At 50.8% G+C, this 13,460-nt stretch carries 11 protein-coding genes; 5 read left to right on the forward strand and 6 right to left on the reverse strand.

What is annotated here, in order from left to right; all coding sequences use genetic code 11:
• Window positions 1–148 precede the first annotated feature (148 nt).
• The 3 genes from pyrH to rpsB form a co-directional block, all read right to left on the reverse strand.
• Window positions 149–874, reverse strand: coding sequence for a UMP kinase (pyrH, locus tag AABJ99_RS18990; protein ID WP_000224573.1), 726 nt, complete (start codon window positions 872–874; stop codon window positions 149–151).
• A gap of 146 nt (window positions 875–1,020) precedes the next feature.
• Window positions 1,021–1,872 (reverse strand): translation elongation factor Ts, encoded by an 852-nt coding sequence (tsf, locus tag AABJ99_RS18995; RefSeq protein WP_000818114.1) that lies wholly within the window; start codon window positions 1,870–1,872, stop codon window positions 1,021–1,023.
• 257 nt (window positions 1,873–2,129) lie between these two features.
• Window positions 2,130–2,855 (reverse strand): 30S ribosomal protein S2, encoded by a 726-nt coding sequence (gene rpsB / locus AABJ99_RS19000; RefSeq protein WP_000246882.1) that lies wholly within the window; start codon window positions 2,853–2,855, stop codon window positions 2,130–2,132.
• Window positions 2,856–3,222: 367 nt separating this feature from the next.
• Between rpsB and map the strand changes: the two genes are divergently transcribed.
• From map to yaeH, 5 genes are all read left to right on the forward strand, one after another.
• Window positions 3,223–4,017 (forward strand): type I methionyl aminopeptidase, encoded by a 795-nt coding sequence (gene map, locus AABJ99_RS19005; RefSeq protein ID WP_039021639.1) that lies wholly within the window; start codon window positions 3,223–3,225, stop codon window positions 4,015–4,017.
• 61 nt (window positions 4,018–4,078) lie between these two features.
• Window positions 4,079–6,751, forward strand: coding sequence for a bifunctional uridylyltransferase/uridylyl-removing protein GlnD (glnD, locus tag AABJ99_RS19010; RefSeq protein WP_039021638.1), 2,673 nt, complete (start codon window positions 4,079–4,081; stop codon window positions 6,749–6,751).
• Window positions 6,752–6,781: 30 nt separating this feature from the next.
• Window positions 6,782–7,606, forward strand: coding sequence for a 2,3,4,5-tetrahydropyridine-2,6-dicarboxylate N-succinyltransferase (dapD, locus tag AABJ99_RS19015; protein WP_001186650.1), 825 nt, complete (start codon window positions 6,782–6,784; stop codon window positions 7,604–7,606).
• A 52-nt stretch (window positions 7,607–7,658) separates the two neighbouring features.
• Complete coding sequence (yaeI, locus tag AABJ99_RS19020; RefSeq protein WP_039021637.1) at window positions 7,659–8,471, forward strand: phosphodiesterase YaeI; 813 nt, start codon at window positions 7,659–7,661, stop codon at window positions 8,469–8,471.
• 161 nt (window positions 8,472–8,632) lie between these two features.
• Window positions 8,633–9,019, forward strand: coding sequence for a DUF3461 family protein (yaeH, locus tag AABJ99_RS19025; protein ID WP_000272188.1), 387 nt, complete (start codon window positions 8,633–8,635; stop codon window positions 9,017–9,019).
• Between the two features lie 53 nt (window positions 9,020–9,072).
• Here yaeH and cdaR read toward each other — a convergent pair whose 3' ends face one another.
• The 3 genes from cdaR to dgt form a co-directional block, all read right to left on the reverse strand.
• On the reverse strand, window positions 9,073–10,230 hold the full coding sequence (cdaR, locus tag AABJ99_RS19030) for a DNA-binding transcriptional regulator CdaR (protein ID WP_000929430.1): 1,158 nt from the start codon (window positions 10,228–10,230) through the stop codon (window positions 9,073–9,075).
• Between the two features lie 154 nt (window positions 10,231–10,384).
• Window positions 10,385–11,809, reverse strand: a complete 1,425-nt coding sequence (gene degP, locus AABJ99_RS19035) for a serine endoprotease DegP (protein ID WP_032302419.1) — start codon at window positions 11,807–11,809, stop codon at window positions 10,385–10,387.
• A gap of 129 nt (window positions 11,810–11,938) precedes the next feature.
• The gene (gene dgt / locus AABJ99_RS19040; protein ID WP_039021636.1) at window positions 11,939–13,456 is read right to left on the reverse strand and encodes a dGTPase; all 1,518 of its coding nucleotides are present in this window, start codon (window positions 13,454–13,456) and stop codon (window positions 11,939–11,941) included.
• Window positions 13,457–13,460: the final 4 nt, after the last annotated feature.

Consider the following 13,460-nt stretch of genomic DNA (forward strand, 5'->3'; position numbering starts at 1 on the left):
AGTGCTCGCATCCTCACGTACTTTTGTACGCTCCGGTTGCTGCGCGCTGGCCGTGACCAAACTGCCTGCAACAATAACGCCTTATAACCAGACTTACGCCCCCGCGATACTTACGCAGAATCTTACCCTTATTTATCCATCACGGGAATTATTCCGTGATTAAAGTCCCTTCTTTTTCACCCATTACCACACGGCGCAGCGCACCCGGTTTGTTCATGTTGAAAACACGAATCGGTAATTTATGGTCACGAGCCAGCGTGAAGGCCGCCAGGTCCATGACTTTCAGCTCTTTTTCCAGCACTTCGCTGTAAGTCAGTTGCTCGTACATGGTTGCGGTTGGATCTTTCGCCGGATCAGCGGTAAACACGCCGTCAACTTTGGTTGCTTTCAGCACCACATCAGCTTCAATTTCGATACCACGCAGGCAAGCTGCTGAGTCGGTGGTAAAGAACGGGTTACCTGTACCGGCGGAGAGGATCACCACACGGTTGTTGCGCAACAAGCTGATAGCTTCTGCCCAGCTGTAGCTGTCGCACACGCCATTCAATGGAATAGCGGACATCAGACGAGCGTTCACATAGGCGCGGTGCAGTGCATCACGCATTGCCAGGCCGTTCATTACGGTCGCCAGCATCCCCATGTGGTCGCCCACAACGCGGTTCATACCCGCTTTCGCCAGACCAGCGCCACGGAACAGGTTACCCCCACCAATCACCACACCAACCTGAATACCCAGTTCAACCAGTTCTTTGATTTCCTGAGCCATACGATCCAGTATGCTTGCATCAATACCGAAGCCTTCCGTGCCCTGCAGAGCTTCGCCACTCAACTTAAGCAGAATGCGTTTATAGACGGGTTTTGCATTGGTAGCCATGTTTCTTTCCTGAGACTGTCAACGATTGAAATGAATTAATACCGGCGACATTGTACGTCGCTTTTCAGCGCAGCCCCATAAGGGTTAGCTGAATTTACAAGATGGGCGCAAAAAGAAGCCGCCCTCAGGCGGCTCCTTTTCGATAATTAAGACTGCTTGGACATCGCAGCAACTTCTGCTGCAAAGTCAGTCTCAACTTTCTCGATGCCTTCACCCACTTCGAAGCGGATGAAGCCAGTCACTTCAGCGTTATGCTCTTTCAGCAGCTGACCAACAGTTTTGCTTGGTTCCATAACGAACGGCTGACCGGTCAGAGAAACTTCGCCGGTGAATTTCTTCATGCGGCCTTCAACCATTTTCTCTGCGATTTCTTTCGGCTTACCAGACTGCATCGCGATATCCAGCTGAACCTGGTATTCTTTCTCTACCACTTCAGCGGAAACGTCTTCCGGTTTGATGAATTCTGGTTTGCTTGCAGCAACGTGCATAGCGATGTGTTTAACCAGCTCTTCGTCAGCGCCTTTAGCAGCAACCAGAACGCCGATACGCGCACCGTGCTGATAAGAACCCAGAACGTCGCCTTCCAGCGCAGCAACGCGGCGAATGTTGATGTTTTCACCGATTTTCGCTACCAGCGCAACACGTTCTTCTTCGAACTGTGCTTTCAGAACTTCAACGTCAGTGATTTTGCCAGCAACAGCTGCGTCCAGAACTTTGTCTGCGAACGCCTGGAAACCAGCGTCTTTTGCAACGAAGTCAGTCTGGCAGTTAACTTCCAGAATGATGCCGTAGTTGCCGTCGATTTTGGTTTTGATCACGCCGTCAGCAGCAACGTTGCCTGCTTTTTTCGCTGCTTTGATAGCACCGGACTTACGCATGTTTTCGATTGCCAGCTCGATGTCGCCGTTAGCTTCAGTCAGTGCTTTTTTGCAATCCATCATGCCTGCGCCAGTACGCTCACGCAGCTCTTTTACCAGGGATGCGGTAATTTCAGCCATTCTAAAATCCTCGGAGATGTGATCTGCCCGGCATTAAACCGCACAGATATAAAAGTGAAAAAGGGGGCCATATGCAGGCCCCCTAACCAAACGTGTACTACCTGGTCTATAAGGGCTCTCCCCCTTCATATTTCGCGCCGCAGATGCGTTGTCTTCGCTCGCTCATCCCGGTCACTTACTGATGTAAGCTCCCGGGAATTCTCGAGCTTGCCGCCTTTCTGCAACTCGAACTATTTTGGGGGAGTTATCAAGCCTTATTACTCAGCTTCTACGAAGCTTTCTTCCGCCTGGGAAGCCAGATCCTGAGAACGGCCTTCACGTACGGTTGCAGCAACAGCGCCCAGGTACAGGGTCACAGCACGGATTGCGTCGTCGTTACCCGGGATAACGAAGTCAACACCGTCCGGATCAGAGTTGGTATCAACGATAGCAAATACCGGAATACCCAGGTTGTTTGCTTCTTTGATAGCAATGTGTTCGTGGTCAGCATCGATTACAAACAGAGCGTCCGGCAGACCGCCCATGTCTTTGATACCGCCCAGGCTGTTTTCCAGTTTCTCCAGCTCACGAGTGCGCATCAGCGCTTCTTTCTTGGTCAGCTTGTCGAAAGTACCGTCCTGAGACTGAGTTTCCAGGTCTTTCAGACGTTTGATGGACTGACGAACGGTTTTCCAGTTAGTCAGCATACCGCCCAGCCAGCGATGGTTCACGAAGAACTGGTCGCAGCTCAGAGCAGCGTCTTTCACCGCTTCGCTTGCAGCGCGTTTAGTACCAACGAAAAGGATTTTACCTTTGCGAGAAGCAATCTTGTTCAGTTCAGCCAGAGCTTCGTTGAACATCGGTACAGTTTTCTCAAGGTTGATGATGTGAACTTTGTTACGCGCACCGAAGATGAACGGCTTCATTTTCGGGTTCCAGTAACGGGTCTGGTGACCGAAGTGAACACCAGCCTTGAGCATGTCGCGCATGGAAACAGTTGCCATGATTAAAACCTCTATATAAAAGTTGGGGTTATGCCTCCACGTATCCCATATTACCGACCCTAAAGGGCACCCCGGAATATGTGCCGATACGTGTGTGTTGTTACACAAAGTGAGATTGTCGCTTCCGTCCAGTCTGTGTATACGAAATGGATCGGAAGTCCGGCGCGCTTTATACCACAAATACGTCGTGGACACCAATAATTGTTGGCGCTGTGTACAGCATCAGACGATGAATTTTCTATTATAGAAAACGTTCAGTGGCACGTTTGGCGAAATTCAGAATGATTCTCAATTTGCCCGGGTGTGATACCATTGACGACACTTACATATATATTGTCGGTATCACCGACGCTGATGGACAGAATTAATGGCTATCTCAATCAAGACCCCAGAAGATATCGAAAAAATGCGCGTCGCTGGCCGACTGGCTGCCGAAGTGCTGGAAATGATCGAACCGTATGTTAAACCGGGCGTCAGCACCGGCGAGCTGGATCGCATCTGTAATGATTACATTGTTAATGAACAACACGCGGTTTCTGCCTGCCTCGGCTATCACGGCTATCCGAAATCCGTGTGTATCTCTATTAATGAAGTGGTATGCCACGGTATCCCTGACGACGCCAAGCTGCTGAAAGATGGCGATATCGTTAACATCGACGTCACTGTAATCAAAGATGGTTTCCACGGCGACACCTCGAAAATGTTTATCGTCGGTAAGCCGACCATCATGGGCGAACGTCTGTGCCGCATCACGCAAGAAAGCCTGTACCTGGCGCTACGCATGGTAAAACCGGGCATTAATCTGCGCGAAATCGGCGCGGCAATTCAGAAATTTGTCGAAGCAGAAGGCTTCTCCGTCGTTCGTGAATATTGCGGACACGGTATTGGTCGCGGCTTCCATGAAGAACCGCAGGTGCTGCATTATGACTCCCGTGAAACCAACGTCGTGCTGAAGCCGGGAATGACCTTCACCATCGAGCCAATGGTCAACGCGGGTAAAAAAGAGATCCGCACCATGAAAGATGGCTGGACGGTAAAAACCAAAGATCGCAGCTTGTCTGCACAATATGAGCATACTATTGTGGTGACCGATAACGGCTGCGAAATTCTGACGCTACGCAAGGATGACACCATCCCGGCGATAATCTCGCACGAAGAATAAGATGAAGCCGGCGAATGCCGGCTTTTTTAATACGATAATTTAATCTTATGGGTGGCGCACAATGAATACCCTTCCAGAACAGTATGCAAACACCGCTCTCCCCACCCTGCCCGGTCAACCGCAAAATCCATGCGCCTGGCCCCGTGATGAATTAACCGTTTGTGGGATAAAAGCCCATATTGATACCTTCCAGCGTTGGCTGGGTGATGCCTTTGACAATGGGAACTCCGCAGAACAATTGATTGAGGCACGCACCGAGTTTATCGACCAACTCCTGCAACGGTTATGGATTGAAGCGGGATTCAGCCAGATTGCCGACCTGGCATTGGTTGCCGTCGGTGGCTATGGCCGCGGTGAATTGCATCCACTTTCCGACATCGATTTACTGATCTTAAGCCGTAAGAAACTCCCGGACGATCAGGCACAGAAAGTTGGCGAGCTGTTAACGCTGCTCTGGGATGTGAAGCTGGAAGTCGGTCATAGCGTGCGCACGCTTGAGGAGTGCATGCTGGAAGGGTTATCGGATTTAACCGTCGCCACCAATTTAATCGAATCCCGCTTATTAATTGGCGATGTTGCGTTATTCCTCGAACTGCAAAAACATATTTTCAGCGAAGGATTCTGGCCTTCCGACAAATTCTACGCAGCGAAAGTTGAAGAACAGAACCAGCGCCATCAGCGTTACCACGGCACCAGCTACAACCTTGAGCCAGACATCAAAAGTAGCCCCGGCGGCTTGCGTGATATCCACACTCTGCAATGGGTGGCACGCCGTCATTTTGGCGCAACATCGCTGGATGAAATGGTAGGGTTTGGCTTCTTAACCTCAGCGGAGCGGGCGGAATTAAACGAATGTCTGCATATATTGTGGCGTATTCGCTTTGCCCTGCATCTGGTCGTCAGCCGTTACGATAATCGCCTGCTGTTTGATCGCCAGCTTAGCGTCGCCCAGCGTCTGAATTACAGTGGCGAAGGTAACGAACCCGTCGAGCGGATGATGAAGGATTACTTCCGCGTTACGCGCCGCGTCAGTGAACTCAACCAGATGCTGCTGCAACTGTTCGATGAAGCCATCCTCGCCCTGCCCGCCGACGAAAAACCACGTCCAATCGACGATGAGTTTCAGCTACGCGGTACGCTAATCGACCTGCGTGATGAAACACTGTTTATGCGCCAGCCGGAAGCCATCTTGCGTATGTTCTACACCATGGTGCGCAACAGTGCGATCACCGGCATTTACTCCACCACGCTGCGCCAGTTGCGCCACGCCCGTCGCCATCTGCAACAACCACTGTGCAATATTCCGGAAGCGCGAAAACTGTTTTTGAGCATTCTACGCCACCCCGGAGCGGTGCGACGCGGACTATTGCCAATGCATCGCCATAGCGTGCTCGGCGCGTATATGCCGCAATGGTCGCATATCGTCGGGCAGATGCAGTTTGACCTGTTCCACGCCTACACGGTGGATGAACATACTATCCGCGTGATGTTGAAACTGGAGAGTTTTGCCAGTGAAGAAACGCGACAGCGCCATCCGTTGTGTGTGGACGTCTGGCCGCGCCTGCCGTCAACTGAGCTGATTTTCATCGCCGCGCTGTTTCACGATATCGCCAAAGGACGCGGCGGCGACCACTCCATTCTCGGTGCTCAGGATGTAGTGCATTTTGCCGAACTCCACGGGCTGAACTCACGCGAAACACAGCTGGTCGCCTGGCTGGTTCGCCAGCACTTGCTGATGTCGGTGACAGCTCAGCGCCGCGATATTCAGGACCCGGAAGTCATCAAGCAGTTTGCCGAAGAAGTTCAAACGGAAAATCGTCTGCGCTATCTGGTATGCCTGACAGTGGCTGACATTTGCGCCACCAACGAAACACTGTGGAATAGCTGGAAGCAAAGTCTGTTGCGCGAACTCTATTTTGCCACCGAAAAGCAGCTACGACGCGGAATGCAAAACACGCCGGATATGCGCGAACGGGTTCGCCATCACCAACTCCAGGCGCTGGCACTACTGCGCATGGATAACATCGACGAAGAGGCGCTGCACCAAATTTGGTCACGCTGTCGCGCTAACTATTTTGTCCGCCATAGCCCAAATCAACTGGCCTGGCATGCGCGCCATTTATTACAGCATGATTTAAGCAAACCGCTGGTACTGCTTAGCCCGCAGGCTACGCGTGGAGGCACCGAGATTTTTATCTGGAGCCCGGACCGCCCCTATCTGTTTGCCGCCGTCTGTGCCGAATTAGACCGCCGCAATTTAAGTGTCCACGACGCACAAATTTTCACCACTCGTGACGGTATGGCGATGGATACCTTTATAGTGCTGGAACCCGATGGCAGCCCACTGTCCGCCGATCGTCATGAGGTTATTCGGTTTGGTCTGGAACAGGTGCTGACACAAAGTAGCTGGCAGCCACCGCAGCCGCGTCGCCAGCCTGCCAAATTGCGCCATTTTACTGTTGAAACCGAAGTGACGTTTTTGCCGACCCATACCGACCGAAAATCATTCCTCGAATTGATTGCCCTCGACCAACCTGGCTTGCTGGCGCGAGTCGGGAAAATTTTTGCCGATCTGGGAATTTCGCTTCATGGCGCCCGAATTACAACCATTGGCGAGCGAGTAGAAGATTTATTCATAATTGCCACCGCTGACCGGCGTGCGCTTAATAACGAGTTGCAGCAGGAAGTGCATCAGCGGTTGACAGAGGCCCTCAATCCAAACGATAAAGGGTGATGTGTTTACTGATATGAAAAGAGTTTAACAATGCAGCAGTTACAGAACATTATTGAAACCGCTTTTGAACGCCGTGCCGAGATCACCCCAGCCAATGCAGACACCGTTACCCGCGAAGCGGTAAATCAGGTGATCGCCCTGCTGGATTCCGGCGCACTGCGTGTTGCGGAAAAAATTGACGGTCAATGGGTGACGCATCAGTGGTTGAAAAAAGCGGTGCTGCTCTCTTTCCGTATTAATGATAATCAGGTGATCGAAGGGGCAGAAAGCCGCTACTTCGATAAAGTACCGATGAAATTCGCCGACTACGACGAAGCGCGTTTTCAGAAAGAAGGATTCCGCGTTGTACCACCAGCGGCAGTACGTCAAGGTGCGTTTATCGCCCGTAACACTGTGCTGATGCCGTCTTACGTCAACATCGGTGCATATGTTGATGAAGGCACAATGGTTGATACCTGGGCGACCGTCGGTTCCTGTGCGCAGATTGGTAAAAACGTCCACCTTTCCGGTGGCGTGGGTATCGGCGGCGTGCTGGAGCCGCTGCAGGCTAACCCGACCATTATTGAAGATAACTGCTTCATCGGCGCACGCTCTGAAGTGGTTGAAGGGGTGATTGTCGAAGAAGGTTCCGTCATCTCTATGGGCGTATACATTGGTCAGAGCACCCGTATTTACGACCGTGAAACCGGCGAAATCCACTACGGTCGCGTTCCGGCTGGTTCGGTGGTTGTGTCAGGTAATCTGCCGTCGAAAGATGGCAAATACAGCCTCTACTGTGCGGTTATCGTTAAGAAAGTTGACGCGAAAACTCGCGGCAAAGTCGGCATTAACGAACTGCTACGCACCATCGACTAAAAGTCAGTACACGGGCAGCATGAAGCTGCCCGTTTTTTTACAGGGATGAATGATGATCACACGCAGGCGTTTTTTACAGGCTGCCGCCGCGACGTTAACGGTGAGTTCAGGTTTCGGTTATATGCATTACCTGGAACCCGGCTGGCTTGAATTAATCCGTCACCGCCTCGCCTTTTTTAAAGACAACGCAGCACCATTCAAAATTCTGTTTCTGGCCGATCTCCATTACTCTCGTTTTGTTCCTTTAAGCCTGATTTCTGACGCGATTGCTCTTGGCATAGAACAAAAGCCCGATTTGATATTACTGGGTGGCGATTATGTTTTATTTGATATGCCGCTGAATTTTTCGGCGTTCAGTGACGTACTCTCTCCCCTTGCCAAATGTGCACCGACATTTGCCTGTTTTGGCAATCACGATCACCCCGTGGGTACAGAGAAAAATCGCTTAATTGGCGAGGCGTTAAAATCGGCGGGGATCACTGTGTTGTTTAACCAGGCAACGGTAATCGCCACATCAAAACGGCAATTTGAACTGGTTGGCACTGGTGATTTATGGGCCGGACAATGCAAACCACCTCCCGCCAGCGAAGCAAATCTGCCTCGTCTGGTGCTGGCACATAATCCCGACAGCAAAGAAGTCATACGTGATGACCCCTGGGATCTGATGCTGTGCGGCCATACTCATGGCGGGCAACTGCGCGTACCGTTGGTTGGTGAACCTTTTGCCCCTGTCGAAGATAAACGCTACGTCGCCGGATTAAATGCCTTTGGCGAACGACACATCTACACAACCCGCGGCGTGGGCAGTTTATATGGTTTGCGTCTGAACAGCCGCCCGGAAGTAACGATGCTGGAGCTGGTTTAGAACGTGAATTTTATCGCCAGAATAAAGCAGGTAATTTTTTGATTTTTACGCCATGATAGAAGTCTGGAAGAAAAAGGCTTTCTGCGATCACAGTCGAGCCGGGCGGGCCAGGCCAAATGCTAAAATAAGCACAATTTACTGACTCATTTTGAGGTAACGCTATGTACGACAATCTGAAAAGTCTGGGTATTACCAATCCTGAAGAAATTGATCGTTACAGCCTCCGGCAGGAAGCCAACAACGATATTCTGAAAATCTATTTCCAGAAAGACAAAGGCGAGTTTTTCGCCAAGAGCGTGAAGTTTAAATATCCGCGTCAGCGTAAAACGGTCGTCGCTGATGGTGTGGGTCAGGGTTATAAAGAAGTCCAGGAAATCAGCCCGAATCTACGGTATATCATTGATGAGCTTGATCAAATCTGCCAGCGTGACCGCAGCGAAGTTGATCTTAAGCGTAAGATCCTCGACGACTTACGTCACCTGGAGTCAGTAGTAACCAATAAGATCAGCGAGATTGAAGCCGATCTGGAAAAACTGACGCGTAAATAATGTCATTCTGTGGGCCGGGTAAAGTCTCACCCGGCTGTAATTTTGTAATCGACCTACCGCTCTTCATCCAGTTGTAACGCCACATACAGCAGCAACCTGTCATCAAAATTGCCCAAATCAAGCCCGGTCAGTTCCGATATACGATTAAGCCGATACTCAAGAGTATTACGATGAATAAACAACGCCTTTGACGTTGCCAGCGGTTGCACATTGTGGCGAAACCACGCCGCCAGCGTTCGCCGCAGCAAGCCGTTATTGTCCATCGCTTTCAGCCGCGCCAGCGGTCGCGCCAGTTCGTTGGCCTGCCAATCGCCACGCAAACTGTCGAGCAACACAGGCAACATCAAATCCTGATAAAAATAGCAGCGACTTTCGGGCATCCGCTGTTTACCCACCACCATCGTCGTTTTCGCCGTACGATAAGAGCGGGCAATACTGCCTGGTCCGGTAAAATAGTTACCCAGCGAAACGCGAAAACGTAGCTGACCATACTCTTTCATGCGGGCAATCAGTTGTTCAACTCGCTTACGATGATCTTCTGCATCCCAGCGCCCAAACGAATTCAACGCCGGTTTCAACACCACCATTTCGGTCAGTGAAACAATCGCCACCAGATTATTACGCTCGGGTGTAGTCAGCGCGTTTTGCAGTTGCTGTAACTCCGCCATTGCGCTATCCACGCCAAGTTGACCGCTATCGACCTCAACAATAGCCACCACTCGCGGTTGATTGAGATCGATCCCCAACCGTTGCGCCCATTCAGTGAGTGCGGGAGTATTCTCCTCCGCCTGAATCAGGTTCATCACCAACTCTTCCCGCAAACGGCTATCCTGCGCCAACAGATGCATCAACCGCGACTGTTCCAGCATCATTTCAGCCGTCATGCAGACCAGTTCGCCATATTTACGCAGATTCTCTGGTTCACCAGTCAAGCCGATTACGCCGACAATTTCACCTTCCAGCCGTAATGGTAGATTAATCCCCTGCCGCACACCGTGCAGATGACGTGCCACCGCGTCATCGATATCGACGACTCGTCCCTGTGAAAGTACCAGCAATGCACCTTCGTGCAATTCACCAATACGCTCACGATCGCCGCTGCCGATAATACGCCCGCGGGCATCCATTACGTTAATATTGGTATCAATGATGCGCATGGTGCGCGCCACGATATCCTGCGCCATTTTGGTATCAAGATGCCAGCCAGCCATAAGTCCTCCGTTATGCACGGCTTAGCATAAGGAAGTACGTAACGTACGGCATTGTGCAAATGCCCAAAGGATGAGGAAGATGTATGGAGTTGTGGTGAAGTTCACAGATTGTAAGGAGAACCCCTTCCCGTTTTCAGGAAGGGGTTGAGGAAGATTACTGCATTAACAGATAGATGGTGCTGTCGCCGCGCTGAATATTCAGTGCCAGCACAGACGGTTTGCTGTCGAGAACTTTACGCAGTTCAGCGATGTTTTTCACTGCCTGCTGGTTCGCACCAATAATCACATCACCTTTCTTCAGGCCGATCTGCGCAGCCGGAGTGCCCGTTTTCACGTTGTTCACTACCACGCCCTGATCTTTGCCTTTGTTGCTCATCTCAGCGCCTTCAATGCCGTTGAAGATGGTGCTGGAATCAACCTGATTCTGGCTGCTCTGCTGCAGTTCCAGGTTCACGTTAACCTGCTTCCCGTCGCGCAGTAAGCCCAGGGTCAGTTTGCTGCCTACCGGCATAGTGCCCACCTGAGCACGCAGTGCGGCAAAGCTGCTGATTGGCTTACCGTTCAGTGAGGTGATCACATCACCCGCTTTAATGCCCGCTTTCGCGGCGGAAGAGTTCGGCAGAACCTGGCTTACGAAAGCACCGCGCTGGGCGTCAACTTTCATCGCTTTCGCCAGATCGGAGTTCAGCTCAGTCCCCATAATACCCAGCTCACCGCGTTTCACCTGGCCGTATTCCACCATCTGCGAGGTCAGGTTTTTCACCATGTTACTCGGGATAGCAAAACCGATACCGATGTTGCCGCCGTCCGGTGCGAGGATCGCGGTGTTGATACCGATCAGTTCGCCATTCAGGTTAACCAGCGCACCACCGGAGTTACCACGGTTGATCGCAGCATCGGTCTGGATGAAGTTTTCATAGTTTTCGGCATTCAGACCGCTACGCCCCAGCGCAGAGACAATCCCGGAAGTTACCGTCTCGCCCAGACCAAACGGGTTACCAATTGCTACGGTGTAATCACCCACGCGCAGTGCATCAGAATCCGCCATCTTAATTGCGGTCAGATTTTTCGGGTTCTGGATCTGGATCAGCGCGATATCAGAGCGCGGATCTTTGCCAACCATCTTCGCGTCGAACTTACGACCATCGCTCAGCTGGACTTTAATCACCGTCGCGTTATCAACAACGTGGTTGTTGGTGACGACATAGCCTTTATCGGCATCAATGATGACGCCGGAACCCAGCGCCATGAATTTTTGTTGCTGGCCGCCGCCATTACCGCCCTGGCCCCCCTGGCAGAACGGAGAGCTCTGGAACGGAGAACCTTCCTGGCAGAACGGAGAATCATCACCGAAGAACTGCTGGAAATTACGCGGCATACGCGGCGTATTAACAGTTGTGCTACCTTCTACGTTAATGCTGACCACTGAAGGCATCACCTTTTCGAGCATTGGTGCAAGGCTTGGTATCTGCTGGGCTGTCGTTGCTGAAGAAGTCTCAGCCGCCGTTGCAGAGAGCGGAGATAACGCCAAACCTAAACTCAGAGCCAGTGCACTCAGTGCTAATGTGGTTTTTTTCATGTATTTCAGTCTCGATTAACAGATAACGCAAAATTGCTGTGTTCTTCAGATTCGTTTTATAGCGCGAAGTTCCGAACTAAAGTTTCTGCAAAAAGTAAAAATTTATTGTCCGTCTTTACAAAAGCCTGGTTATTGTTCTACGGCCATCAGACGTCGGTATTCATCCCACGCATAGAGGTCGGTCATACCGCTGATATAATCCTGTAGCAGGCGGCAGCGGTAATAATATTCCCATAGCGGAAACTCAGGAGAATCTGACGGTAATTTACTGACAGCCTCGACATAGGCCAGCCGATGGCGCGTCGAGAGTTTGTGGAATAAGCGAGATTCAATAGGGAAACGTTTCACCCGTTCTTTTTCTACCAGTTCAGTAAAGTCTGATAACGACAGGTTTAATAAAGGACGATAAATCTCTAATAATCCGCTAATGACCCGATAGCCCTGCAATTCAAGCTGCTCGACATCTGGATGGCTAAACACATGTTTTACAGCGACATTTTTATATAGCTTTAGAAGATCGCTGCATTCGCTGGCATCTTCCAATAATGCATGATTAAACGTTCCGGCGAAAATCGCAGGCAGATTATCAATAAATCGTTGTGCCGCGTAGGGTACCAGTTTATTTAGGGTGTTTACCCGTAAATACATAAAAAACTGATCTTCCGTACTGCGGCTTAAACTATTTGAGCGTGATTTTTCCCAGGCATTTTCAACCACCAGCGAAAAGAGCGAACCTTTCTCATGCTGGCCCCACGCCTCGTGCAAATGATGATAAAGCTGCTCAACGGTAAATATTCTTTTCTCTACCGCATCTTCAAGGTCTGCCACACAATAGGAGATGTCGTCGGCAGCTTCCATAATCCACGTTAATGGAAAACGACTGTAAAGCGCCAAATTAAGTTCTTTACGCAACCGGGCAATATAGGCTTCTTCAGAAAGATAATAACCCGGCTTTTTCATTAAATAGTGATGTGTCTCAGGCGTTTCACCACGCCACCACGCCGGACGAGTATATTTTAAAATACCGCCAACCTGTGCCCAGGTGAGATTCATCCGCATCAATGTATGCACCAGACGAATGCCTTGTGCATTCCCCTCAAAATGACATAAGTCCTGACGTATTTTGCGCCGCAGCTCGTTAAGCGGTTCTTCCCCGTCCCGTAAACGTAGTGCTGCCACGCTGCAGCGATCGTCAGTCAGAGGCTGGCTTTCGGCATCAGCCGGATACAAACGCTGGCGAAACCAGTCATTTATCGCCGCTTCGCCAAAATGGCCAAACGGCGGATTGCCGATATCGTGCATCAGGCATGACATCTCAACAATACTTTCAAAGGGGCCGGTCAGTTCATCCAGACCATACTCTTCCAGTAATTTAAGCTCTTTCAGACGGCTTAAAATTTCTTTGGCGATGTAGCGCCCCACCTGCTGGACTTCCATTGAATGGGTTAGACGCGTGCGCACGGCGGCATTTCGCTCCAGCGGAAAAACCTGGGTCTTTTGTTGCAGACGACGAATTGCCGGAGAGTTGATAATACGCCCGCGATCGCTCTCAAAGATTCGCAGGATCTCATGTTCGGTTTTAACGCCCTGTGGTGAACGGTAACGACGATGCCAGTTTATTTTTTTTCGGAAATCAATCTGTGCCATGTCC

The sequence above is a fragment of the Escherichia coli genome (assembly GCF_036503815.1).
GTDB classification, from domain to species: Bacteria; Pseudomonadota; Gammaproteobacteria; order Enterobacterales; family Enterobacteriaceae; genus Escherichia; species Escherichia coli_F.